Origin of the sequence: Nocardia sp. CA-129566, assembly GCF_050956075.1 — a bacterium.
GTDB lineage: Bacteria > Actinomycetota > Actinomycetes > Mycobacteriales > Mycobacteriaceae > Nocardia.
This window is the reverse complement of record NZ_CP192085.1, coordinates 2,780,423-2,805,017: the sequence shown is the minus strand read 5'-3', so window position 1 is coordinate 2,805,017 and position 24,595 is coordinate 2,780,423. Positions and strand designations below refer to the sequence as shown.

Here is a 24,595-nt window from a genome sequence, read left to right as displayed (position 1 = left end):
ACGCAATGACCAGCACTCAGGACCAGGGACTACGCTCCCTCGCCGGTGCCTGGCAGTTGCGTGCGGGCGCCCGGCTGTCGACGTCGCAGCTGCGCCTGACCTGGCCGCTGATGTCGCAGCTGCGGCAGGCGAATACCCGGAGCCGCCCCTGAGGTCTCGATTCGAGAAGGCCTGAGCAGGGGCCGCTCCCGGCGAAATAGTCGCCACGGAGCGGCCCCTTTTCTTGTCCAGCGGATGTAGCTCAACTGGAAGAGCAACGATCTCCAAAATCGTCGGCTGGGGGTTCGAGTCCCTCCATCCGTGCAGATAACTTCACAGCGAATATGCGGCAGTGGGCTTTTCGTAATGCGAGATGTGAATAACCCTGCCGTAGATCGGGTTCGAGCCCGTGTAGCTCAGCGGAGCAGAGCAGCGTCCTCCGACGGCGCAGGTCGGTGGTTCGATTCCACCCACGGGTACCAAAACCATTCCCTCGTAGCCCAATTGGCAGAGGCACCGGACTTAGGATCCGGTTGATGCGAGTTCGAATCTCGCCGAGGGAACGATCCGGGTCACATACCCGGACCAGCGCTCGTAGCTCAACGGATGGAGCACCTGAATACGACTCAGGCGGATGGAGGTTCGAATCCTTCCGAGCGCGCTGATGGAGTGTGGTGTAACGGCAACATGATGGGCTCTGACCCCGTCGATCCAGGTTCGAATCCTGGCACTCCAACTGATTTCCCGGCGCTCGCCGGGATCGGTGGAGTGTGGTGTAACGGCCAGCATTGCGAACTTTGACTTCGCGGGTTCAGGTTCGAATCCTGGCACTCCAGCCCATTCCTATCCGGGCTCATGCAGGTTCGCCCCGGGGCTCTCATAAGGCCCTGCCGCGTGGTTCGACTCCACGATGAGCTACCACCGCACCGGCGCTTCCGTCGGGCTGGTTCGATGTCCCCGTGCGAATATTCGTCAGCGGAGCCAACGGCTACCTCGGCAGCGCGGTCGCGGCGACCCTGTGCGCCAGCGGACACGATGTCGTCGGGCTGGTGCATCATGAACGCTCCCGTGTCCCGGAGGGGATTGCGATCCACACCGCCGACCTGTGCGACCAGGACGCCCTCGGCGCGGCACTGCGCGAGGTCGATCTGGTCTGCCATCTCGCCGGGCTCACTCGCGTTCGCGAATCGTTTGCCGAGCCGCTCGACTACTTCGCAGTAAACGTGACGGGAACCGTGACGCTGCTGCGGGCCATGGCGGCGGCCGGGGTGCAACGACTCGTATTCGCGTCCACCGCGGCGATCTACGGGACACCGCAGCAGCAACCCATGTCGGAGGATCTGATCGACGATCCGCCGCACCCGTACGCGGCGAGTAAGCAGGCCGCCGAATCGGTGATCACCGCACAGGCCGCGACCGGTCAGCTCGACGCAACGGTGTTGCGGCTGTTCAACATTGCCGGTGGCCCTGATCCGGATGACACACGGATCGTCTCGCGGACCCTCGCCGTCGCCGCTGGCACGGATTCGACGCTGGTCGTCAATGGCGATGGCACGGCGGTCCGCGATTACCTGCATCGCGACGACGCCGCGCGCGCCTTCGACGCCGCCGTGACCGGACTCCCCCGACCGGGCCGGTACCGTCGCTACAACATCGGCACCGGTGTCGGCACCAGCGTCAACGACCTCGTTGCCGCGGCCGCGCGGGTGACCGGGCGCCGCATCCCGGTCGAATACCGTGCCGCGGCACCGGAACCGCAGCGGCTCATCAGCGACAGCAGGCGTGCGCGTACCGAATTGGGCTGGTCGCCGACCTCGTCCGATATCGACACCATCATCACCGACGCCTGGGCAGTTCGCATCGGCGCCGCCACCGATGGGAAGGATCAGCTCCGGCGCTCACCGGGTTGTGCATAGTTTCGTGAAATGCGAATTGCCTCTTCACTTCTCACCGCAACGCTGGGTGCCCTGGTGAGCGCCTTCGGCGCCACCGCGATGGCCGCACCGCCCTCGGGTTCGGCGTTGCTGCAACCGACATGGGACCTGCCGACCGACACCGCTGCCGCCGTACACGCCGCCGGTCTGCCGCTGCTGGACAAGATGTCGACGACCTATCACTATCATGCCCATCTCGATGTCATCGTCTTCGGGCAGCCGGTCGTCGTCCCGGCCCTGATCGGGATCGATGACGCCCGCCGGCTGGGCTCCCCGATGCATACCCACGATGCGACCGGGATCGTGCACCTCGAGTCGGCCGAGGATATCCCGTTCACGCTCGGGCAGTTCTGCACCGAGTGGGGTCAGCCGCTGACCGCCGACCAGGTCGGCCCGATCCACTTGACCCCCTTCGAAGCGGTGCAGCTCTACGTCAACGGGGTCCGTTTTCCCGGCGATCCCGCCTCGTATCGTTTCGCCCCGTATGACGAAATCGCACTGGTCGTCGGCACCCGATCGATGAACCCGGTCGTGCCGACGCATTACGACTTCCCGCCAGATCTCTCGCAACACTAGGCAAAGATCTTGCGGCGCAAGTAGTTTCATTGTCGAACCTCCCAATTTTGGGGAGATGTGACCGTTGACACTACCTGGGCGACTGTCGAAACTCTAAGGCCTCCAGCACTTCTGGAGCCTTGTTGGCCGACATGGTGAGTTCTCAACGAATCGAGGAACCAGGCTATGACGACTACCACCGCGTCGGCGTCGACCGAAACCGAAGTCCCCCCTGCGGAATTCGATACCACTCACCTGAAAGAGAATCTGCGCTGGGGCCACCTGTTCTGGCCAGGTTCCACCGCGTTGACCGAAGAGCAGATCGATGACCGGGTCACCCGCTATCAGCGGTCGCTGGAGCGCTTCCGCGCCAGCGGCATGCAGGGCAACTACCTGCCCGATGACCTCGAGGTCGATTCGGCTTGGCATGCGCACCAGTGCGACCCCATCGGCTACGCGGAGTTCTGTAAGAGCTACTTCGGCGGCATCCTCGCGCACACCGTGACGCTGTGTGTCTGCAAATTGGTCGATCTCGACAAGAAGTAGGCACCGGACCGAGCGGAGGTAAACCGTGGACGCATTCCTGAACATGATCGCCGCACTCTTCGCGACGCAGGGACACCTGGATATTCCGGTCCCTACGAGGGTGTGCTGACCCAGGCGAGGCGCGGCCCGTCGATGACGACGGAAAGGAGGTAGCTCGTGGACGCACTGCTGAATATGATCTCCGCGATGTTCGCATCGCAAGCACAGATCGACATCCCGCAGGTCCCTTCGAACCGTTGCTGACCCAGGCAACGGCGCGGCCCGGCCGAATACTCCGGCCGGGCCGTGCCCGTCAGGCGGTGCCGGACCGATCGGTGAAAAGGTACCCCTCGGACCAGATGTAGCGGGTACCACCCCATCGTGCCGCGGACGCTACGTCCGGAAAGAACCCCCGGCCCTCGAAATTCGCGCTGGTATTGCACAACACCGGCACGCCACTGATGGCCTCGTACCCCGCCAGAATCCGAGCGGTGGCGCGGTTGGCCGATCCATCGATGGTCTGCAGCCGCGCCGTACCGTCGACATGCAGCACCGCCGGAATGCGGTCGGTCCACTCGGGGCGGGTGCGGTGTTCGAAGAGCATGTACGGATCGCTGCCACCGGGCTGGAAGACCTCCGCCGCACGCGCGGTCAGGCAGACCGGCGCCACCGGCCGGTAGTGCGCACGGTTCTTGATGTCGTTGAGCCGGTCCTTCATCGCCGCATCCGTCGCGGGAGCCAGAATGCTGCGGTTGCCCAGCGCCCGCGGTCCCAGCTCCGCCCGACCCGACAGCACCACCACCGGCTCGCCCACCCGGTGCAGCAAGCGCGCGACTCCCCGCTCGTCACAGGGCTGTCTGCGCCAGTTCTCCGGCACCCCGCTGACACCGACCCGCGGACCGGAGTACACATCCCACCGCAATGCCGGACTCCGGCCGTACCGGAACATTTCACAGCATGCGGCGCCGATCGCGGCGCCGGAGTCATTGGGAAAGGGCGGAATCCAGATCTCCTCGACGATGCCCTGCGCGCGCAGCAATGAGTTCCACTTGATGTTCAAGGCGCAGCCGCCGGTCACCACCAGCTTCGATGGCAACGAAGAGTCCTGACGCAGTAGCGAACTCAGCGCCCGCGCCAACCGATCCCCCAGATACGCCTGGAAGGTGGCGATGAGATCGGCATCGGACAACCCTGGAAAAAGCTCGTCCCGATTCGCCGATACCTTCGCACCGACCAAACGTGCCGCATCCTGCGACGGGTTCGGTTGCGCCGCAAGGATTTCGTCGAACACCGGGTAGGCCGACTCCGCGACGGCGCCCAGCCCGGCGTAGGCCATGGCCTTCCCCGGAATGGCCAAGTGCTGCCGCAGGATCTGATCCCGGGACAGACCTTCGGTTTTCGGGATGAACGGCTCGAAGTGCGAACTGAAGAAGGTGAAGATATTGCCGACGATCGGCAGCACGGTGGCCACCGCGTGGACGGTTCGGGCCGCCGCTGAGACAGCGTAGACCCGTGCTGCGGTGCCGCCGTCCCAGACCAGCACCAGCGCATCCTCCCCGCGCGCCGCGAACGGACTTGTGCAGTAGCCGCCCAGAATGTGTTGGTCGACATGGTGATAGCTGACGTACTCCTCAGCGGCGGAACCGAATCCGTGACCGCGAAAGCGGTGCCGCGCGATCGGCACCGTGCGCCCGGGCCGATCCTGATACGGAGCCACCGCCAGCTCGATCGGACGGCCACCCGCTAGCGTCGCAATACTCGTGGGCTCCGTCGAATCAGTATCCGGCACTTCACCATTCGCGAACCAGCCGTCGACGACGAACCGGTCGATATCGGCTGGCTCCAGCCCCTCCGACCGCAGAATCTCGGCGACCCGGTCGAGATCACCCAGCGTGCTGTAGCGGAGTCCATTGCCGAGCTTCTCCATCTCGATGCTGAACACCAGCCGGTCGTCCTCGACAACCGCGACACCGCCATCGTGCGACACCTTGATTCCGCAGATCACCATGTCGGGCCACTGTACCGACGCCGCAGTGGCCCACCGGCGGTGAGAATAGTTGTCGCCGAAGCGTTTTCGGCGCTACGCCTCCGGGCTCTCCGGCTCCTCGGCACCGCCGCCGCGGATCGTCCACAGCAGACCCTCTAGCTCGTCGGGCTTGATGAGCACATCGCGCGCCTTGGAACCCTCACTCGGGCCGACAACGCCCCGGGTTTCCATCAGGTCCATCAGGCGGCCCGCCTTGGCGAAGCCGACGCGCAGCTTGCGCTGCAGCATCGAGGTCGAGCCGAATTGTGACGTCACGACCAGTTCCACGGCCTGCACGAAGACCTCGAGGTCATCGCCGATATCGGGATCGACGTCCTTCTTCTCGCCCGCCTTCGCGGCGGTGACGCCCTCCTGGTATTCGGGTTCGGCCTGGTTCTTGCTGAAGTCGACGATCGCGTGGATCTCCTCATCGGAGATGAACGCGCCCTGCAGGCGGGTGGGCTTATTCGCGCCCATGGGCAGGAACAGACCATCGCCCATACCGATCAACTTCTCGGCGCCCGGCTGGTCCAGGATGACGCGCGAATCCGTCAATGACGAAGTGGCGAAGGCCAATCGGGACGGCACATTGGTCTTGATCAGACCGGTGACCACGTCCACCGAGGGCCGCTGCGTCGCGAGCACCAGGTGAATGCCCGCGGCGCGGGCCTTCTGGGTAATGCGCACGATCGCGTCCTCGACATCGCGCGGTGCGGTCATCATCAGGTCCGCGAGTTCATCGACGATGGCGAGGATGTAGGGGTAGGGCCGGTACACGCGCTCGCTGCCCAGCGGCGCGGTGATCGCACCCGACTTGACCTTCTTGTTGAAGTCGTCGATGTGGCGCACCTTATTGGCCTGCATATCCTGGTAACGCTGCTCCATCTCCTCGACCAGCCAGGCCAGCGCGGCGGCGGCCTTCTTGGGCTGGGTGATGATGGGCGTGATGAGGTGCGGAATGCCCTCGTACGGTGTGAGTTCCACCATCTTCGGATCGATGAGGATCATCCGAACCTCGTCCGGGGTCGAGCGCGCGAGCAGCGACACCAGCATCGAGTTCACGAAGCTGGACTTACCCGAACCGGTGGAACCGGCGACCAGCAGATGCGGCATCTTGGCCAGATTCGCCGAGACGAAATCGCCCTCGATATTCTTGCCGAGGCCGATCACCAAGGGGTGGTGGTCATTTCGGGTCGCGGGCGCCTTCAGCACATCGGCCAGGCGCACCAGTTCCCGATCGGAATTGGGCACCTCGATGCCGACGGCGGATTTACCCGGAATCGGAGCGAGCAGCCGAACATTCTCGGTGGCAACGGCATAGGCGATATTGCGGGCCAGCGCGGTGATCTTCTCGACTTTCACGCCCGGGCCGAGTTCCACCTCGTAGCGCGTCACCGTCGGACCGCGCACGAAGCCGGTGACCGCCGCGTCGATCTTGAATTGCACCAGCACCTCGGTGATCGCCTCGATCATCGATTCATTGGCGGCACTGCGCTTCTTGGGTGGCTCGCCGTCGGTCAGCAGGGTCAGCGGCGGCAGCGTGTAATCACCCTCGACCTCACGGTCGGTGACGAACTCCAATTGCTTCGGTGGTGGCGGCGTCTGGTCCTCGACCTTTGCCGGGGCACGCTTCTTCGGCTTGGGCTTGTCCTCGGGGACCTCCGCCACCGCGATCGGTTTCGCATCGCGCAGCGGCGGCTCGCCGATGACCTCGGTGACCGCGTCCGAGCCGCCGAATTCGTCCGGCGGGTAATTCTCCTCCGGGGTGCGGCCGCGCCGCTTCGACTTCGTATTTCGATGCAGCGGGAATCCGTCGGCGTCGTAGTTGGCCGGATCGAAGTCGGATTCACTGTCGAAGTCACCGTATTCGTCGCCGCCGCTGCCGGTGCCGAAATACTCGCGCAGTCGCTGCGGTACCTCGCGCACGGTGGTTCCGGTCACCAGCAGCAGCCCGAAGACGATGGCCAGCAAGAGAATCGGTACCGACAGCCAAGCGGTGAGTCCATTGGTGAGCGGCCCGCCCACCACGAAACCGACGAAACCCGCTGCGCGGGAACGCCCGTGCGCATCGGTCGGCGCCCCGGCCGCGATATGCCACAATCCCAGGATCGGCAACCCGATCAGCAATCCGCCGAGTACGAGCCGCGGCCGGATCTCCGGATTCGCCTCGGTCCGCATCAGGACGATGGCGATGCCCGTGGCGACGAAGGGCAATCCGGCCGATGCCGATCCGGAGACCGCGCGAATCGCCGCTTCGACCCAGTGCCCGATCGGCCCGCCCGCCGACAGCCACACCGCGGCCGCGATCACCGCGCTGAGCGCGATGAGGGCCAATGCGATGCCATCGCGACGATGGCCGTGTTCGATTTCGCCCGCCCGGCTCACCGCCCGGGTGGTGGCGCCCAGTCCGCGCGCGAGCATATTCCAGCCACTGGTGATGCCGCGGCTGAATACCGCGAGCGGTGCGGTATTCGACTTGCCGCGGACCGGGCGGCGCGCCGCGGTGGTCCGGGCGCGCGGCGCGGGCGACCGGCGTTGCGCGGCGGTGCGAGCCTGGCCCGAACGAGGTGCCGCCGTGGTCCTCCCCCGGGCTGTTCCCGCCCGCGCACGAGTGGTCGTGGAGCTGCGGGACTTACCTGCCATAGGCTCAGGCTAGCCGCAAACGCCCCATTCAGACCATCAACCACACGCGTATCGCAGGTCACCGATCCGCCTCCCCGTGTATTTTGCCGGTCGTGAGTGCCGCTAAAGCACCGAACCGGGCCGAGAGTGAAGTGCTAGGCGGCTTTTGGGCGTGCCCGACGAGTTACCCATGTACGAACGAAATCAGTCGTCGCGAAATTATCATCGCAGTTGGCGTGTTGCCCGGCACGGCACCGGCTACACCGAGCGATCGAGGCTCAATACCGTCCGGACGGCATCGGGATCACCCGCAGTCTCGATCCGTACCTCATCGCGCCCGAAGGCGTGCAGCAGCAATTCGGAGGGCTTGCCGGTCAGCGTCACCCGCGCCGCCCCTGATCCGGTGTGCACGATGGCGTGCTCGCCGCCGGGGGTGGCCAACTCGACCGTGATCGGCGATTTGCGGTAGGCCATGCGTCCCATGCGGCGCACCGCCGTCCACAGCTTGTTTTCATCGGCGGCGGGCAGTTCGCGTGGCTCCCAGCCGGGCGCGCCGCGCCGCACGTCCTCGTGATGGACGAACATTTCGGTCAGATTGACGACGGCATCGACCGGTTTGAGCGGCGACCACCACGGCGGACCGGTCCGCACATCTTCCAGCAGTTCGGGGAAGGGCCGCCGCGCCGCCTTCGTCTGCACCGACCCCAGATATCCGGCCAACGGCTTCAGCAGGATGCCCGGTGACGCGTCCGGGCGGCGTTCCCGAACGACCAAGTGCGCGGCCAGATCTCGCACGGTCCAGCTGCCACACAGCGTGGGCGCGTCCGGCCCCGCCGCGGACATCGCGGCCACCAGTGCCCGACGTTCCCGTTGCGCCATGCTCATTCGCTGAACATATCCGATGCCGTGTTGTCGCGGCAGCCCGCATCCGCGATCGCGCTTGCCACGACCGCCCTGCTCTGCACCGCGTGCAGTTCCGACAACAGCTCGCCGAGCTCGGGTTCATCCGCAACGAGCAGCGCCGAATCGGGTGGCGGCTTCGAAAGCGGCACCAGCCATGACACCAAGGAAGAACGCGCGGCACCGACCACGTGAAAACCGCCGGGCGACAATGTCATCCGGCGGTTTTCGCAGTTGCAGTCAGACCCCGATCACCGTCGGAACGATCATCGGGCGGCGGCGGTAGGTCTCGGCCACCCATCGGCCGACGACGCGCCGCACGCTCTGCGCGATCCGATGGGTATCGGTGACACCCTCACCGGCCAGCCGCAGCAGTTCGGCCTCGACCAACTCCGCAGCGTCCAGCAGCGCGGTCGGATCATCGGAGAATCCGCGCCCACTGATCTCGGGTGTGCTGACCGCCTTACCCGTGGTCGAGTCCACCGCGAGGGTGATCGAGATGAACCCGCCCTCGCCGAGGACGAGACGATCCGACAGTGTCGACTCGCCGACGTCGCCGACGGACAGACCATCGACATACACATGTCCGACCGGAACCCGGCCGACGATCGAGGCGATCCCGTCGACCAGGTCGACCACCACGCCGTCCTCGGCGAGGACCACCCGATCCTCCGGCACACCGGTCGCCACCGCCAGCGCGGCATTGGCGCGCAGATGCCGCCATTCGCCGTGTACCGGCATGGCATTGGTGGGCCGCACCGCGTTGTACAGATATAGCAGCTCACCCGCCGACGCGTGCCCGGAGACGTGCACCTTCGCGTTCTGCTGGGTGATCACCGTGGCGCCGAGCCGGGCCAGACCGTTGACCACCGCGAACACCGAGTTCTCATTGCCGGGGATCAGCGAGGAGGCCAGCACCACGAGATCGTCGGCGCGGATATTGATCTGGCGGTGTTCACCGCGCGCCATCCGCGACAAGGCCGAAAGCGGTTCGCCCTGCGATCCGGTGGAGATCAGCACCAGCCGATCGCCGGGCAGGGTGGCGGCGACATCGAGGTCGACGACCACGCCGTCGGGCACCGTCAGATAGCCGAGCTCCTGCGCGATCTCCATATTGCGCACCATCGACCGGCCGACGAAACACACACGGCGCCCGTACTTTTGGGCGACATCGACCACCTGCTGAATGCGGTGCACATGGCTGGCGAACGATGCGACGATCACCCGGTTGCGGGCCTTGCCGATCACCGTGTCCAGGACGCCGCCGATCTCGCGTTCGGGCGTGACGAAGCCGGGCACCTCGGCATTGGTGGAGTCCACCAGGAACAGGTCGACGCCCTCGTCACCGAGGCGGGAGAATCCGGCCAGGTCGGTGAGGCGACCGTCCAGCGGCAGCTGATCGAGTTTGATATCGCCGGTGTGCAGCGCGACGCCCGCCGGAGTGCGAATGGCGACGGCGATGGCGTCCGGAATCGAGTGGTTGACGGCGAAATATTCGCAGCCGAACGGGCCGTGCGTGGTGTGCTGGCCCTCGATCACCTCGACGAGTTTCGGGCGCTGCCGGTGTTCGCGGCATTTCGCGGCCACCAGCGCGAGGGTGAATTTCGATCCGACGACCGGGATATCGCCGCGCAGCCGCAGCAGGAACGGCACCGCGCCGATGTGATCCTCGTGGCCGTGGGTGAGCACGATGGCTTCGACATCGTCCATCCGGTCCTCGATGGGCCGGAAGTCGGGCAGGATCAGGTCGACGCCGGGCTGCTGATCCTCCGGGAACAGCACACCACAGTCGACGATGAGCAGTTTGCCGCCGTATTCGAAAACGGTCATATTGCGTCCGATTTCGCCGATGCCGCCCAGGGCGAAAACGCGCAGACCGTGCTTGGGAAGCTTCGGCGGCGCGCCCAGGCGGTCGGCGGCGGCGCGTTCGGCGGGGGCAGCGGGCTGCTCACCGCGTCCGCGGCCACCCTGCTGACGGCCGCGGCCCTGCCTGCGGGGCTGCTCGGCCCTGGCGGCCGGAGCCTTCGCAGCGGGCGCCCGCACTGCGGGAGCCTTCGCGGCGGGCGCTGTTTCAGGGGACCGCGATAGGTCACCAGCATCGGATTGCGCTGCCTGATCGGACTTTTCCGAACGGGCCGGACGCTTCGCCGCGGGTTCGGGTGCGCCCGCGGCGCGGGTCGCGCTCCGGCGGGGTCTGCGGCCTACTGATTCAGTCATGACTGCACCTCACCTCTGGTCGGTTCGATCATGTCTGCCAGTGCGGTGTCGTTGATTCGCTCACTCCTCATGAAAGCACCCCTGCCAGCCGAAGGTCGGCGGCCAGGGCATCGAATTGTTCGGTGGTCGGCATCAGTTGCGGCAGACGCGGTTCGCCTACCTCGACGCCGAGCAGGCGCAGCCCGCCCTTGCTCATCGCGACGCCGCCCAGGCGCGACATCGCGGCATTCAATGGCAGCAGGCTCGCATTGATCTCACGGGCACGCACCACGTCACCGGCGGTGTAGGCGTCGAGCAGGGCGCGCAGCCGCTCGGGCACGAGATGCCCGATGACGCTGATGAATCCGGTCGCGCCGACCGAGAGCCAGGGCAGATTCAGCGCGTCGTCGCCGGAGTAGAAGGCCAGATCGGTATTCGCGATGAGGTCGGCACCGGCGTTCAGATCGCCCTTGGCATCCTTGACCGCGACGATGCGCGGATGTTCGGCGAGCTTGCGAAGGGTGTCGCTGGCAATGGGAACCACCGAGCGCGGCGGAATGTCGTACAGGGTGACCGGCAGGTCGGTGGCATCGGCGACGGCGGTGAAATGCGCGAGCAGGCCGTCCTGGGTCGGGCGGGAGTAGTACGGGGTCACCACGAGCAGGCCGTGCGCTCCCGCGCGCTGGGCATTACGGGCGAGCTCGATGGAGTGCGCTGTGTCGTAGGTGCCCGCACCGGCGATCACGGTGGCACGGTCGCCGACGGCATCGACGACGGAGCGCAGCAGGTCCGCCTTCTCCGATTCGGTGGTGGTCGGCGATTCCCCGGTGGTCCCGGAAATCGCCAGCAAATCGACGCCGCGGTCGACCAGACGGGCCGCGAGCGCGACCCCGGCATCGACATTGAGCTTGCCGTCGGCACCGAAGGGGGTCACCATCGCGACACCTACTGTGCCGGACGCGCGCAGCTCCGTTGGCGTCGATTCACCGTTCGTCATGGTCAGAAAGGCTACCCGCTCCAGGGAACGCCCTCGACACCCCGACCGCCGATCGGCTTGCCCGGGCGAGTGATTCACCTCCCACTCCATGATCATGATGTCAAAACTTTCCTTGAATGACATCAGAAATGGCGTCACACTGGTGTCATGGATTTGAACAAATACACCGCCCGGCTACGCGAGGACCTGATCGCGGCCGCCGCACTCGGCGATGAAAAGACCCAGGCCACTGCCGCCGCCCTGGCGGCGGCAACGGAGAGCTCGGCGCGACTGGCGCTGCTCGCGGCGCTGTCGGATCTCGCCGCGGAGGTCAGCACCGAACTCGGCGACCGGACGGTACACGTATCGGTGGACGGCACCGATGCGACCGTGGACGTCCGCAAGAACCCGCCCACCGAGAGCGAACATCCGAGCTTCGAGGAAATGACCGGTGATATCAGCCGGGTCACCCTGCGATTGGTCGAGCAGATGAAGGCCAAGGCGGAGGAAGCAGCCGCGGCGAGTGGAGTTTCGTTGAACTCGTGGCTGTCGAACGCCGTCAGCGGGGCGCTGCGCGATCAGATGCGCGGATACGGGCCCAAGCGCGATATCTGAGCCGGCCGCGAGGCACACCGCGCGGCGAATGGGTCGGTGGGAGCCGCGATCGGGCCGCCCGGTGCTCTACTTCCTGCGAAGGCGGTGGTCGGGTTCTCGGCGCTGGTCGATTCGACCTGGACCGCGGAAACCGAAATCGGCCTGAGGGCGAGCGCTCACAACAGTGGCGCGAGATCACCGCGCTCGCCGATCACCACCTCATCGAGTTCGAGCCAGTCGGCCATCTCACGCAGCGCGTCGGTGAGCGCTCGCGCCGTCTCCGGAGTGCTGTGGCCGGGCTCGGCGAAGGCGCCGGGTACCAGCAGCCGCCCGGCGGCACGCTCGGCCCGCAGATCGACGCGGCCCACCAACTCCCCGTTCAACAGGAATGGAAAAACGTAATAGCCGTGCACCCGTTTGGGTTCCGGCGTGTAGATCTCGATCCGATAGTGAAAGTCGAAGATCCGCTCGGTGCGGGCGCGGAAGAAGATGAGCGGATCGAACGGGCACAGCAATGCCGCACCCTCGACCCGGCGCGGGGTGGACGCACCGGCGCGCAAATAGGCGGGTTTACCCCACCCCGTCACCTCGACCTGCGCCAACTCCCCCGCATCGACCAGATCCGCGATCGCCGGTTCGGTTTGCGATCGGTGCAGCCGGTAGTAGTCGCGCAGGTCGTTTTCGGTCGCGACGCCGAGTGCGGAACCAGCGCGCAGTACCAACTCCCGCACCGCCTCGGTCTCGGAGACATCGCGCGCCAGGATCTCCGGCGGAATCACCCGTTCGGCCAGGTCGTAGTGTCTGGCGAAACCGACCCGCTTATCGACCGAGAGTTCACCGGCGGCGAAGAGCTGTTCACAGATCATCTTGGTATCGCTGAGATTCCACCAGGACCCTTTGGGGCGCGGCTTGTCCAGTTCGAGATGACGCTCCACCTCACCCGCGGTGGCCGCGCCGACCTCGGTGATCACATCGAGAATGTCCTTGCCGAGGGTGGGGTTGCGTTCCAAGGCCCGGCGCATGCCATCCCAGCGACCGTGCTCGTATCTGCGCATTCGCCACCGCATCAGCGGCCAATCCTCGACGGGGATCAGCGCGGCCTCGTGCGCCCAGTACTCCACCAGCCGCCGCGGGCGCCGCACACCATTGCTCCAGGCGGCATCGTCGAGCAGTGTGCGGTCGTATGCACCGATCCGGCTGAAAACCGGCGCGTAGTGCGCGCGCACCACCGCCGAGACCGAATCCAGTTGCAGCAGCTGTGTTCTCGCCACCGCGCCCAGTATCGACTTCCGAGTCGTCACGCTGGGCCGCCGCGCCGCGAACCCTTGCGCGGCCAGCGCCGTCCGACGTGCGGCGGCCGCACTCATCTTCCGCATGCCCACGACAATGCCATGGGGGTCCGACAGATCACGTCGAGACCGAGACCTCACCCGCGGTATCGATCTCGGTGCGCCGATCGCGGTCCGGTGCGTTCGCCAGCACCGTGGCCAGCACCCGTCGTCCCATCGGCAGCACCCGCACGGTCACCGAACCGGCATTTGCCGCGTCCAATTCGCGGGTCGCGGATTCGATCACCTGCTGGCGCACCCACTTCGGGACCCCGGCGAAACCACCGTCATCCAGCAGCACCACCTCGACCCCGCGTGAGCGCGCACCGCGGGCGGCACTGCTCAGCTCATCGGTCACCAGCTGGGGTGCGCGCAATCCGTCGCGCAGTTCGGCCTCGAGCAGTCGACACTCCTCCCGCTCACTTGCGGTGAGTTCCGCGCCGTCGGCAATGCGTTCCAGAATCGGGCGGGCCACCTTGTCGAGCCGGGCCAGTTGCCGATCGCGCTCACCGTTCTGCGCGGCCATGGTGGCCTCGGCGGCCGCGCGCATGGTCGCCTCCTCCCGCAGCAGCCGCAGCGAACGCTGCATCGGCCGCATGACCGCCGCACCGATCGAAACCCCGGCCACCGTGGCGATCGGCACGATGGACCCGACCACCACCCGCAGCCCGGTCGTCGCGCCGACCACCGCGACCACGGCCGCGATCCCGGCTACACCCCACCACGCCGCACCCAAACGGCCGCGCAACACCAGCACCGCGAGCACATAGGACGAGGCGAACGCGGTCCAGACCTGTTTGGACATGCCGTGATCGATATCGACGGTGGTCATCGCGGTCGCGAGCGGACCGGCCGCGGCCACCGCGATCGCCGCGGGCAGCGGCAGCGGATCGACCGGAATCACCAGGACCACCACCCCGGCCCCGACCAGCAGCACCAGCGCGATCAACGCCAGAATCAGCGGCGATTCGGCGAAGTTGCGCATCATATAGAGCACGATCGTCGCCTCGAAGATGACCAGGAACAGCCATGCCGACCCGTCCCGCAGCCCGAGCAGGTCGCGCAGGCCGAATTCGTTACCGGTGTCAGCCATCGCCACCCCAGACCAGGGTCACCGTGGTGCCCTCCCCCGGCTGGGATTCCACGAATCCGGCCCCACCGGCCAGTTGCCGCATCCGGCCGAGAATGCTCACCGATACGCCCAGCCGGTCGGCGGGCACCCGATCCAGATCGAAACCCGCTCCGTCGTCACGGAATACGACCCGGATACCACCCGCACTGATCGTCACTGTGACGGTGCGCTGCACGGTGCGGCCCGCAACGGTGGCGTGGCGCAGACTATTTCGGGCCGCCTCGGCGAGTGCCGCGGCAATGGTGCCGGCGGCGTGCACGGGCAGTCGCAGGTCATCGAGTCCGGCCCAGCGCCGCGCGGTGAAACGGATACCCGGATTCACCTCGTGCACCGCCGAGCGCAGGAAGCCGATCGCCGATTGCGCGTCCAACCGGTCGGGTTCGGTACTGGCGCCGCGACATTCGTCGAGTTGTTCGAGCGTGCGTTCGGCCTGACGGCGCAGCACCGGCGATTCGGCGCCGGCGCGCGAGGCATCGAGCAGCGTCGATAGCACCGCGTCGTGGATAAGCGCGGCGAATCGGGCGCGCTCCCGATCCCGGGCGGCCGCACCGGCCACCGCGGCCGCGCGGCGACTCGCGATAACCGACTCACGGTCCACCCGCGCGGCCGCCGCCAGCGCGTAGATGCAGCACCAGAGGAAAAGCGCACACAGGCCGGCGGCCCTGGCGAAGTCGTCGATCAGCGACCACGCCGTCGCATCGGGCACCACGTACCGGTTCGCGAGCGCCGCGGCCGCGGCGGCGACCAGCAGATAGGCCACGGCCAGTGCCGGACGCCAGGCCAGTACGGCGGCGAGCACACCGAGTGCGAGCACTCGATACATCCACACCGATGCGGTATCGGTCAGCGGTGCGGCGTAGAGGAACGGCATGGTCGCAAGCGCCGCAAGGTAACTCACCGCGGCCGCGCCGGCCACCATGCGGATCACCCCGGTGCCCATCGCGATCGATACGACCGCCAGCACCGGGAACCACCCCAGCGCCACACCGACCACCAGGCTCGCCCAAGCGCCGGAGACGAATTTGGCCTGGTCGGCGATGTCGGGCAGTTCGACGATCGCGACGATTACTCCGGCGAGGCCGACGGCCAGGCCCATGCGGCGCAGAATGCGATCCGAGGCCGCCTCGACAATCTTCTGCCTGGACACCGCGACCCGCCCACGACGCCACCGACTCGCCCGGAACGGGTCCAGCGAGGCAGAACTCGCGGTTGGTGATGAGGTGTCCAGCGCGCTGGACGCGGTCATCCCCGGGGCTGCCGCTCGGGAACCGGTAGCCATCCGTCCTCTACCGCCCGCTTGTAGAGGTCGGTTTTGGTGGGAGCCGGACGACCCGCATCGGCGTACTTCTGCCGGATACGCCCCAGATAGTCGTTGACGGTCTGTTCGGAGAGTCCGGTCAGCCGCGCGACGCGGGATGCCTTCTCACCGGAGGCGTACAGGGTGAGCACCTCTTCCTGGCGCGGGCTCAGGCCCACGTCGGACAGTTGCGGATCACCATCGATGGCGGCGGCCCAGTCCGTGGTCACCACCTGCTCACCCGAGGCGGCGCGGCGCACCGCCGCGACCACCGTCGGCACATCCTCAGACTTGCGCACCACGCCGAGCACACCGGCCTTCGCGGCGGCGCGCACCAGGAACGCGTTATCCGCGCCGGTGAACACCAGGACCTCCACGCCGCGATGGCGCAGCGCGCGCACATTCTCTTCCGGCGAGGATCCATCGGCCAGTCGCAGATCGAGGACGACCAGATCCAGCGGCGCGCTGTTCACCGCTGCCGCAAGTAGTTCCGGCACGGTCCCCGCAGTCAGCACCAGATCGAGATCGGGTTCCGGCGCCAGCATCGCGGCAAGCCCGATCGCCACCGACTCATGATCCTCGACCAGCCCGATCCGGCGCGGTGCTGTTTCGCCCCCTTCGGCCCACATCACCTCGATACTCCGTTCCCGAGCAAACTCGTCCACATCCCCACCGCTACAACGTCACCTCGTAGTATGCCCGGCGGCCGCGGCCCGCGGTCAGACACCAAAATTCGGGGGGCCGCTACGCCATGAGCTGCGCCGCGACGGTCGCCCCGAGCTCCCAGCAGCGCTGAATATCGTCCTTGGACGGTGGGCCCATCACGATGACCGGCGCCGCGACCTTCTCCCAGCCGAGCCCATTGGTCACGCTGACCACCCCGCGTTCGGCCCCTTCGGTGCCCTCATTGCCGTGCAGGTAGAAACCGAACGGCCGACCGCGCGTCGAATCCAGACACGGGTAGTAGAACGTGTCGAACGCATGCTTGAGCGCACCGGACATATAGCCCAGATTCGCCGGGCTACCGAGCAGATAACCATCCGCGGCCAGCACATCGCTGGCGGTAACCGCCAGCGCCGCACGGCGTTGCACCTCGACACCCTCGATCTCCGGATCTGTCGCACCGGACACCACGGCCTCGAACATCGCCTGCATATGCGGTGAGGGAGTGTGATGAATGATCAGCAGCCGAGACACATCGAGCAGCGTACTGCGGCACGTGTTAAGGGTGGGACGCCAGTGCGCCATTGAGCCAAAAATCGGGCCAATTCCAGGCCATCTAGCTATTGACTGGCGACAAAAGTAGAGGAAAATTAAGGGTTACACCGGAATACCGGAAAGTGCCGAACTGTCGGACGAAGACGTTCGTAGACATCGGAGACACATTCCAGGATTCGGCCAGGCCCCCGGCAAGTCAGTCGAATATCGGAGAAATCAACGACGGTTGAGACTCACGAATTCGATGAAGACTACCGGGGACTGCTCTGTTCGGGGGTCTTTCAAAGCCGATCTTCCGATCCCGACTGCAGCAACTCCCTGACGTCCAACCCGACACCCCACCAACCCGAGCCGACGAGAATGCGCTCAGGCAGGTGCTTCCACGAGGTTTGCCTGCACCGTTGCATGGTGATCGTGTGACCGGATTCGCAGTTGTTGGGGGCGGTCAGTTGGTGTGGGAGTCGTGTTCGAGTTTCTCCAGCGCGACTGCGCGGCGCATGGTTTCGCGGGCTCGGCTGCGGTCACCGGCGTAGTCGTAGGCGCGGGCCAGGCGGTAGGAGACGCGCCAGTTGTCCGGATCGGCCTCCCATTCCTGTTTGACCTGGTTGAACAGTTGGTCGGCGGCTTCGCGCTCGATGCGGCCGGAGGGGCGCCGGGGTAGCTCGGAGGTGTCGAGTTCCAGGCCCTCCTCGTGGATCCGGCGGGCCAGATGCTGGTGAGCCAAGGCGGCGCGGACGGTGGCGACGACGATCCAGACGCCGAGCAGCGGCAGGATCAGCACACCGATGCCGATGATCACGGCGGGCGCGTCACCGGAACCGATCAGGCTGATCGAGATGCGGCCGAGCAGCAGAAAGTAGAAGCCCAGCGCGACGACCAGGGCCGCGATGAACGCGACGACCTTGCGGACCTCGGTTGCGCGACCCGCCTCGACCGGTTCCGGGGAGTTCACAGATCCAGGAACGGGTCGAGCCCGACGGTCAGGCCGGGGCGGTTCGCGATCTGGCGCACGCCGAGCAGCACCCCGGGCGCGAAAGAGGAGCGATCGATGGAATCGTGGCGGATGGTGAGGGTTTCGCCCTGGGTGCCGAACAGCACCTCCTGGTGTGCGACGAGTCCGGCCAGGCGCACCGAATGCACCCGCACGCCGTCGACATCGGCGCCGCGCGCACCGTCGAGTTCCTGGGTGGTGGCGTCGGGGCTGGGGCCGACTCCGGCCTTGTCCCGGGCCGCGGCGATCAGGCCCGCGGTGCGGTAGGCGGTGCCCGAGGGGGCGTCGAGCTTATTCGGATGGTGCAGTTCGATGACCTCGACCGAATCGAAGAATCGGGCCGCCTGTTCGGCGAAGCGCATGGACAGCACCGCACCGATGGCGAAGTTCGGGGCGATCAGCACACCGGTCTCCGGTTGCCCGGCCAGCCAGCCGCGCACCTCGTCCAGGCGAGCCGCATCGAATCCGGTGGTGCCGACGACCGCGTGAATCCCGCGTTCCACCAGGAACTTCAGATTCCCCATCACCACATCGGGATTGGTGAAGTCGACGACCACCTGCGTCCCGGACTCGGTGAACGCCTCCAGCGATTCGTCCTTATCGACGGTCGCGACCAACTCCAGATCGCCCGCCGCCTGCACCGCCTCGCAGATGGCCTGCCCGACTTTCCCGCGCGCACCGAGCACTCCGACCCGAATGGTCACCGCACCTCCTCATTCGCCTGCTGTCCCCGCAAGCCTATCGGCCCTGCTACATCCCCCTCCGCTGACCTCCCGCCGAACTGATCGCCCGGTGCGCACGTCAGCTTCTCGCTGCTAGGCCGCCATATTCTCGGCCATCTTTTCGAGCAGGCGGACCGTCTCGCCGTACTGCTCATCGGTAATACCGTCGAGCATGGCACGGCGGCGCTTGCCGATCAGGGCGAAGGCTTCCTGATGGGTGGTGCGGCCCGCTTCGGTGAGGGCGATGGTGCCCGAATCGTCGGTGATGTCGCCGCGATCCACCAGGTACGCGAGCTGAATGTCCCACTCCGACAGGTCGTTCCAGAATGGCGCGAGACCGTCGCGAACATCGGCGGCGGGGCGCGGGCCTTCGGCCAGCGAGTTGAGCATCTGCCAGTGCCGACGAGTAAGCCCGGCGGCGGCCAGGTCATCCTCGAAGCGGGCGTTGATCAGGCGATCGAGTTCCTTGAGCCAGTAACCGATAGGGCGTTGTGCGGCCACAATTCCTCCAGTGCATGTAGAATTACAACTACATGTAATATGACATGAAAGTGAAGCGAATGGAAGAGCACGATGTGGTCACCGAGGCCGTCGAGGCGGCAATGGTCCGGATCCGGCGGCGCCAGACGCGGGGTGCACTCGGTAAGGATTCGCCGGTGCCCGTTGCGGTCTTCCGGGTGCTGGACGCGGTGGCCAGCTCCGGCGCGACCACCGTCGGAACCCTCGCCCCTGCCCTGGGTATCGATCAGCCGCGCGCGAGTCGCCTTGTCGCCCAGGCAGTTTCATCCGGACATCTCGAGCGCGTCGCGGATCAACAGGACGGCAGGCGAGCCGTCCTGCGATTGACGCCGGCCGGGCGTGCCCTCGTGACCGCGGCCCGCGATGGCCGCCGCGCCGCCATGGCGGCCGCGATGGCGGACTGGACCGACGGTGAGCGCACCGAATTCGCCCGCCTGCTTGGGCAATTCGTCGACGCACTCGACAGGTGGGAGCCCTGAGCCTTTCGATCCGCAGTACAGCGGGTGTCGTGAAAGGCTGCTGGCGGACTACTCGAACACGATCACTTGCCGCAGTGCATGCCCGGCCGCCAATTCATCCATGGCATGGTTGATTTCGTCCAACCCGACGTGGGAGGACACCAGCTTCTCGACGGGCAGCCGACCCGCGCGCCACATGCGGACATATTCGGGGATGTCGCGGGATGGGACTGCCGAGCCGAGGTAACTGCCGATGATGGTGCGCCCCTGGGCGACCAATGCGAGAGGTGAAATGCTCGCACGCGCATCGGGGGCGGGCAGACCGACGGTCACGGTCGTACCGCCGGGTCCCGTTGCGGCGATGGCGGTTTCGAAGGCGCGGACATTGCCCGCGGCCTCGACAACGATATCGGCCTCGATGCCCTGTTCCGCGAGTTCGGCCGGCGTGTAGGCGGCGGTCGCGCCGAGTTCCTTTGCGAGAGTGAGCTTTTCCGCGACGGTATCGACGGCGATCACCTCGTGCTCGCCCAGCGACACCGCGACGAGCACCGCCGCCATCCCCACGCCACCGAGCCCGACCACCATGATCCGATCGGTCGGACCGGGTTTCGCGGAATTGAGCAGTGCCCCGCCACCGGTCAGCACCGCGCACCCGAGCACCGCTGCGACCTCCGGCGGCACATCGGCATCGACCGGAACCACCGATCGGCGGTCGACGACGGCATGGGTGGCGAAGGCGGACACCCCGAGATGATGGTGCACCTCGGCACCGGCACGATGCAGCCGGCGCCCACCGTTCAATAGCTCTCCCGCATTATTGGCCACACTGCCCGGCCCGCACGGCGTGCGTCCCTCGCTGGCACAGCCCGCGCACTCCCCGCAGCGCGGCAGGAAGGTCATCACCACGCGCTGCCCCACCGCGAGATCACTGCCGCCCGGCCCCACCGCCTCGACAATGCCCGCCGCCTCGTGCCCGAGCAGCATCGGCACCGGTCGCACCCGGTTTCCGTCCACTACCGACAGGTCCGAATGGCACAGTCCGGCCGCCTCGATCCGCACCAGCAGCTCGCCCGGCCCCGGCTCGCCGAGGTCCAGTTCACAGACGGTGATCGGCGCCGACTCGGCGAACGGCACGGGCGCCGCGATCCGCTCCAGGACCGCCCCTCGAATCTTCATTCCACGACGCTACCGCGCGGCGTCACAGCCAGCGCGGCGGGTCACAGCCGGAAACGCGGTCTACGAATGATGGTCTCGATCACTCGGGGGTGGCACGGTGGGAACCGATTCGCTAGCCTCGACGCCCGTGACGGTGCTCCCGTAGGCCGCCTTGTACCGAGCCCGGGGCCGGGACCGTCACGACACCAAGGAGAAATCCCCTGTCAGTACAGTTCGATCACACCATTGTCGGTTGTCACGACCATCGGGTATCCGCCGAATTCTGGTCGGACATCCTGGGTTTGGAACTGGGCAAAGAGTGGGGGCCGTTCATCCCGCTGCCCACGGGTAATGGAGTCACCTTCGACTTCGCGAACGTGCCACCGCACATCACCGAAATCCAGCCTCAGCATTACGCATTCCTGATCTCCGAGGCCGAGTTCGACGCGGCCCACGCCAAGATCCAGCGCTACCAACTGGATCACTGGGCCGACCCGCGGCAACAGGGCGTCAACGAAATCAACCACAACGATGGCGGTCGCGGCGTCTACTTCCTCGACCCCAATGGTCACTTCCTGGAGCTGATCACCGTCCCGTACGGCGGTTGGCCGACATAGTGCGCACGTCGGGGCAGCCGCCAACGCAGCTGCCCCGACGGGTTGGTTTGATATCGTGATTTCAATTGTGCCGGTTGGTTTTTCGCGATTTCCCGCCGTCGATTCGGCGTGGCGATCCCGCCTTTCGTGACGCGTCATCCGCGTACTCTTTGAGGTACTCGTCAGGCCGCAGCCGAGCTCGCCCCGATCGACGACACCACCCTCGCGCTGAGGCCACGAGCCTGTTGAGGACAGCGAGGATCCCATGCCCATCCCGATTCAGAATCTGATCATTCTCGGCGACAGCCTGTCGGATATCGGCATCAAACGAGAGGCCCCCACCGGCATGTTCGCGCGCGCCATCGAGGCGATGCGCACCAATGACATCGGCCGCTACAGCGACGGCCGGAACTGGACCGACTTCCTGGTCGAATGGACCGGCGCGGATTCGCTCTTGCAGGACAACGTGAAAACGACCTACGACGCGACCGAACCGCACCGCAGCCTGACCCGGCATTCGCTGCTGCTGCGCACCGATACCACCGCGACAACGCCGCTGCGCTATGCGAATTACGCCGAGGGCGGTGCGATCGCCGCATCCGACTGGAAGCCGAAGGCGGGCGCGCTCGGCTATCTGAAGACCGAGGTCGGCAAGTACATCGACGCCCGCCGCGCGCTCGGCGACCTGTACACCGGCGACACGCTGCACATTGTCTGGATCGGATTGAACGATATCGTGACCGCCGAACGCGCCGAGGGCACGAATATGTCCGGCGCGCCGGGCGGCGTGTACGAGGTGCACATCTCGGCGAAGGAGAAACTGCAGCAGAAGGCCGGGATAGACCCGGATGCCGGGACGGGTATCACGCCGATCGTCGCCGAGATCAAGGAGCAGGCCGACCGCATCGTCAACGCCTTCCCGAATTCGCGCGATCATGAGCACTTCCTGCTCATCAACCTGCCGAGCCCGACCATCTCGGTGCGATTCAAGGATCAGATCGCCGACGGCAAGCGCAAGCTGGTGGATCGATTCGAGCGAAATACCCTGCGATTCAACGAGGTACTCGAATTCGTCACCACGCACTGGCCGATGACCGAGCACGACCTGTCCCTGGGCCCCGGCGCGAAACCCGCCAATGTCGGTCTGGTCGGGATGTACGAGTGGATGCGCTACGTCGCCGACAACGCGACGGCGTTCGAACTCACCGAATTGGCCCAGCTCCCCGGCGTCCCCGTGCTCTACCGCGGCGAAACCGACACCATAAGACCCGCGATTCGGCGCTGCCTCACCACCAGTGATCTCGCGCATCCGACCGAAGCCGTCTATGAACTGATCGCACGCAAGATCGCCGACGATCTGCTCGCGAAATACACACTGGGACACCTGAACGCGCAGTCCTGGCCCACCGTGAAGCCCTACGCCCGGGTCGGCTGAACATCACCCCGCGGCGGTCGGCGGCCAGGGATTGGGTTTGACGCCGATCGGTTTGCGGGTGGGCACGTCATCCCAGTCGAACTGCGTGCCCACCCAGGCCTTCGGGCGATCGAAGTGGATCTCCTGGGCAGTGAAACGGGTACCGAGGAAGGAGATATCGCCGAAGAAGTCGCCTTCGGTGAAATCGACCATGCGGCCGCCGAACACGGTCCGCGGGAACCTGATGCCACCGTGGAACTCCGCCCGCGAAAAGACCGTTTCGCGGGTGCCTCGGTTCCGCAATCGATGCGGCGCGCCCACTCTGGCCTCGTCGAAAGCGGTGAGCGTGGCATAGAACTGTGCGCTTTTGAACGTGACACGGGGACTCGTGAATTCGGCGCGGTCGAAGGCGATGTGGTCACCATCGAAGGCGGCGCGTTCGAACGAGGTCAGCTCGGCCCGGAACTTCGCGTCCTGGAACGAGGTTCGAGCGCCGAGGAAGCGGGTGCCGCTGAAGTCGGTGCGCGGACCGCGGAAGGTCGCGCCCTCGAACGACGCCGGATCTTCGAAGGTGACCTCGGCGAAGGTGGTGCCGACACCTGCCGGTTCACGATTCTCCTTGCGATCCGACCCGAACGCCGCTCGATCGAACAGCGCCGGACCATCCCGAAAGGTCGCGCCGCGGAAGGTCAGATGCAGACCGGCGAAGCTCGCGAACTCGAAGGTGGTCGGTCCGATGAAGGTCGCCCCGGCAAAGGACGTATGCCGTCCACCGAACACCGCATACCGAAAGTCCGCTTTCTCGATGACCGCCCTATTGAAGGTGAGTGTGCACGCCGACCACGAGATCTCCGCCGACGGCTTCAGGTGTTGTGCGATCACTCGCACGATCGCGCGACGCACCTCCCGATCATTGCGCCGGAATTCGTAGACCCGCTCGACCTTGACCCCGGCTTCGTCCGCCGACTCGGCCCGTGAGACAAGATGATTCGACCCATCGGCCGGATCGTAGGGCAGCTGCAGATACCCGCACAACACATCGATGCACTGCTGTCTTCGACTCGGCGCCGAGAATTCGTCCGCCACCCCCGCCATCGCATAGACCCCGGCGATCCGAACCGCCGCATCCACATCCCCCAACTGCCGGGCCGCCGCCCCGAACAATTCCGCGAACCGCCCCCGCTCCAGATCCCGCTGCCGCCGATACGCCACCACCAGCGCGACCGCCCCGCCAACTCCGGCCGCCACCGATAGCGCGATCTTGGTGAGGTCCAACTGATTCGGGGTCTCGGCCTTCGCCCCCAGTAACCACCACAACAACCACCAGGTCAGCCCGGCGATCACCAATCCGCCGACCACCGCACCGAACACCGCGAGCAACAGTGCCGCGCGGTGTAGTCGGTCGCTCAACCGCCCCCATCGCATCAACGCATGGTAGCCGGATTGTCGCTCGCCCAC

The 24,595-nt window shown here is 66.2% G+C and carries 24 protein-coding genes and 6 tRNA genes; 14 read left to right on the top strand and 16 right to left on the bottom strand.

What is annotated here, in order from left to right; genetic code table 11:
- The first annotated feature begins 5 nt into the window (after nucleotides 1-5).
- From ACQP0C_RS12590 to ACQP0C_RS12545, 10 genes are all read left to right on the top strand, one after another.
- Entirely contained in the window at nucleotides 6-152 is a 147-nt protein-coding gene (locus ACQP0C_RS12590) for a hypothetical protein (protein ID WP_433733093.1), read from the top strand.
- Between the two features lie 78 nt (nucleotides 153-230).
- Nucleotides 231-303, top strand: a tRNA-Trp gene (locus ACQP0C_RS12585).
- An 81-nt stretch (nucleotides 304-384) separates the two neighbouring features.
- A tRNA-Arg gene (locus tag ACQP0C_RS12580) sits at nucleotides 385-461 on the top strand.
- A 7-nt stretch (nucleotides 462-468) separates the two neighbouring features.
- Nucleotides 469-542 (top strand) — tRNA-Leu (locus ACQP0C_RS12575).
- A gap of 25 nt (nucleotides 543-567) precedes the next feature.
- Nucleotides 568-640, top strand: a tRNA-Arg gene (locus tag ACQP0C_RS12570).
- 4 nt (nucleotides 641-644) lie between these two features.
- Nucleotides 645-715, top strand: a tRNA-Gln gene (locus tag ACQP0C_RS12565).
- 28 nt (nucleotides 716-743) lie between these two features.
- A tRNA-Gln gene (locus ACQP0C_RS12560) sits at nucleotides 744-815 on the top strand.
- A 123-nt stretch (nucleotides 816-938) separates the two neighbouring features.
- Nucleotides 939-1,895, top strand: a complete 957-nt coding sequence (locus ACQP0C_RS12555) for an NAD-dependent epimerase/dehydratase family protein (RefSeq protein WP_433733092.1) — start codon at nucleotides 939-941, stop codon at nucleotides 1,893-1,895.
- A gap of 9 nt (nucleotides 1,896-1,904) precedes the next feature.
- Entirely contained in the window at nucleotides 1,905-2,489 is a 585-nt protein-coding gene (locus ACQP0C_RS12550) for a hypothetical protein (RefSeq protein WP_433733091.1), read from the top strand.
- Between the two features lie 165 nt (nucleotides 2,490-2,654).
- Nucleotides 2,655-3,014 (top strand): hypothetical protein, encoded by a 360-nt coding sequence (locus ACQP0C_RS12545; protein WP_433733090.1) that lies wholly within the window; start codon nucleotides 2,655-2,657, stop codon nucleotides 3,012-3,014.
- Nucleotides 3,015-3,306: 292 nt separating this feature from the next.
- Here ACQP0C_RS12545 and ACQP0C_RS12540 read toward each other — a convergent pair whose 3' ends face one another.
- The 6 genes from ACQP0C_RS12540 to dapA all read right to left on the bottom strand — a co-directional run bounded on the left by ACQP0C_RS12540 (nucleotide 3,307) and on the right by dapA (nucleotide 11,734).
- Entirely contained in the window at nucleotides 3,307-5,001 is a 1,695-nt protein-coding gene (locus ACQP0C_RS12540) for a carbamoyltransferase N-terminal domain-containing protein (RefSeq protein ID WP_433733089.1), read from the bottom strand.
- A gap of 72 nt (nucleotides 5,002-5,073) precedes the next feature.
- Complete coding sequence (locus tag ACQP0C_RS12535) at nucleotides 5,074-7,662, bottom strand: DNA translocase FtsK (RefSeq protein ID WP_433733088.1); 2,589 nt, start codon at nucleotides 7,660-7,662, stop codon at nucleotides 5,074-5,076.
- A gap of 237 nt (nucleotides 7,663-7,899) precedes the next feature.
- The gene (locus ACQP0C_RS12530) at nucleotides 7,900-8,526 is read right to left on the bottom strand and encodes a TIGR03085 family metal-binding protein (RefSeq protein WP_433733087.1); all 627 of its coding nucleotides are present in this window, start codon (nucleotides 8,524-8,526) and stop codon (nucleotides 7,900-7,902) included.
- Nucleotides 8,523-8,759 carry a hypothetical protein gene (locus ACQP0C_RS12525; RefSeq protein WP_433733086.1) on the bottom strand — a complete coding sequence of 79 codons (237 nt, stop codon included), beginning with the start codon at nucleotides 8,757-8,759 and terminating at the stop codon, nucleotides 8,523-8,525. Before ACQP0C_RS12525 ends, ACQP0C_RS12530 begins: the two co-directional genes overlap by 4 nt.
- Before the next feature lie 22 nt (nucleotides 8,760-8,781).
- Nucleotides 8,782-10,758, bottom strand: a complete 1,977-nt coding sequence (locus ACQP0C_RS12520) for a ribonuclease J (RefSeq protein ID WP_433733085.1) — start codon at nucleotides 10,756-10,758, stop codon at nucleotides 8,782-8,784.
- 67 nt (nucleotides 10,759-10,825) lie between these two features.
- Nucleotides 10,826-11,734, bottom strand: coding sequence for a 4-hydroxy-tetrahydrodipicolinate synthase (gene dapA / locus ACQP0C_RS12515; protein ID WP_433733084.1), 909 nt, complete (start codon nucleotides 11,732-11,734; stop codon nucleotides 10,826-10,828).
- A gap of 147 nt (nucleotides 11,735-11,881) precedes the next feature.
- On the opposite strand from dapA, the gene ACQP0C_RS12510 reads away from it, so the two are divergent.
- Complete coding sequence (locus ACQP0C_RS12510; RefSeq protein WP_433733083.1) at nucleotides 11,882-12,328, top strand: toxin-antitoxin system HicB family antitoxin; 447 nt, start codon at nucleotides 11,882-11,884, stop codon at nucleotides 12,326-12,328.
- A 155-nt stretch (nucleotides 12,329-12,483) separates the two neighbouring features.
- On the opposite strand, the gene ACQP0C_RS12505 is transcribed toward ACQP0C_RS12510, so the two are convergent.
- The 8 genes from ACQP0C_RS12505 to ACQP0C_RS12470 form a co-directional block, all read right to left on the bottom strand.
- Complete coding sequence (locus tag ACQP0C_RS12505) at nucleotides 12,484-13,683, bottom strand: winged helix-turn-helix domain-containing protein (protein WP_433733082.1); 1,200 nt, start codon at nucleotides 13,681-13,683, stop codon at nucleotides 12,484-12,486.
- Between the two features lie 31 nt (nucleotides 13,684-13,714).
- Nucleotides 13,715-14,728 (bottom strand): hypothetical protein, encoded by a 1,014-nt coding sequence (locus tag ACQP0C_RS12500; RefSeq protein ID WP_433733081.1) that lies wholly within the window; start codon nucleotides 14,726-14,728, stop codon nucleotides 13,715-13,717.
- Entirely contained in the window at nucleotides 14,721-15,914 is a 1,194-nt protein-coding gene (locus ACQP0C_RS12495; RefSeq protein WP_433733080.1) for an ATP-binding protein, read from the bottom strand. Before ACQP0C_RS12495 ends, ACQP0C_RS12500 begins: the two co-directional genes overlap by 8 nt.
- Nucleotides 15,915-16,009: 95 nt before the next feature.
- A complete protein-coding gene (locus tag ACQP0C_RS12490; RefSeq protein WP_433734529.1) occupies nucleotides 16,010-16,693 on the bottom strand; it encodes a response regulator transcription factor in 684 nt (227 codons plus the stop codon).
- Between the two features lie 115 nt (nucleotides 16,694-16,808).
- A complete protein-coding gene (locus ACQP0C_RS12485) occupies nucleotides 16,809-17,261 on the bottom strand; it encodes a flavodoxin family protein (RefSeq protein ID WP_433733079.1) in 453 nt (150 codons plus the stop codon).
- 466 nt (nucleotides 17,262-17,727) lie between these two features.
- Nucleotides 17,728-18,234 (bottom strand): hypothetical protein, encoded by a 507-nt coding sequence (locus tag ACQP0C_RS12480; RefSeq protein ID WP_433733078.1) that lies wholly within the window; start codon nucleotides 18,232-18,234, stop codon nucleotides 17,728-17,730.
- On the bottom strand, nucleotides 18,231-18,977 hold the full coding sequence (gene dapB, locus ACQP0C_RS12475; protein WP_433733077.1) for a 4-hydroxy-tetrahydrodipicolinate reductase: 747 nt from the start codon (nucleotides 18,975-18,977) through the stop codon (nucleotides 18,231-18,233). The genes ACQP0C_RS12480 and dapB overlap by 4 nt, the downstream gene beginning before the upstream one ends.
- A 111-nt stretch (nucleotides 18,978-19,088) precedes the next feature.
- Complete coding sequence (locus ACQP0C_RS12470) at nucleotides 19,089-19,496, bottom strand: MarR family winged helix-turn-helix transcriptional regulator (RefSeq protein WP_433733076.1); 408 nt, start codon at nucleotides 19,494-19,496, stop codon at nucleotides 19,089-19,091.
- A gap of 59 nt (nucleotides 19,497-19,555) precedes the next feature.
- Between ACQP0C_RS12470 and ACQP0C_RS12465 the strand changes: the two genes are divergently transcribed.
- Entirely contained in the window at nucleotides 19,556-19,993 is a 438-nt protein-coding gene (locus ACQP0C_RS12465) for a MarR family winged helix-turn-helix transcriptional regulator (protein ID WP_433733075.1), read from the top strand.
- Nucleotides 19,994-20,041: 48 nt separating this feature from the next.
- On the opposite strand, the gene ACQP0C_RS12460 is transcribed toward ACQP0C_RS12465, so the two are convergent.
- On the bottom strand, nucleotides 20,042-21,148 hold the full coding sequence (locus ACQP0C_RS12460) for an alcohol dehydrogenase catalytic domain-containing protein (RefSeq protein ID WP_433733074.1): 1,107 nt from the start codon (nucleotides 21,146-21,148) through the stop codon (nucleotides 20,042-20,044).
- Nucleotides 21,149-21,348: 200 nt separating this feature from the next.
- On the opposite strand from ACQP0C_RS12460, the gene ACQP0C_RS12455 reads away from it, so the two are divergent.
- Both ACQP0C_RS12455 and ACQP0C_RS12450 read left to right on the top strand, forming a co-directional pair.
- On the top strand, nucleotides 21,349-21,744 hold the full coding sequence (locus ACQP0C_RS12455) for a VOC family protein (protein ID WP_433734528.1): 396 nt from the start codon (nucleotides 21,349-21,351) through the stop codon (nucleotides 21,742-21,744).
- A 244-nt stretch (nucleotides 21,745-21,988) separates the two neighbouring features.
- A complete protein-coding gene (locus ACQP0C_RS12450; RefSeq protein WP_433733073.1) occupies nucleotides 21,989-23,158 on the top strand; it encodes a hypothetical protein in 1,170 nt (389 codons plus the stop codon).
- A gap of 3 nt (nucleotides 23,159-23,161) precedes the next feature.
- Here the strand turns inward: ACQP0C_RS12450 and ACQP0C_RS12445 are convergent, their stop codons facing one another.
- Complete coding sequence (locus tag ACQP0C_RS12445; protein WP_433733072.1) at nucleotides 23,162-24,562, bottom strand: pentapeptide repeat-containing protein; 1,401 nt, start codon at nucleotides 24,560-24,562, stop codon at nucleotides 23,162-23,164.
- Between the last annotated feature and the right edge of the window lie 33 nt (nucleotides 24,563-24,595).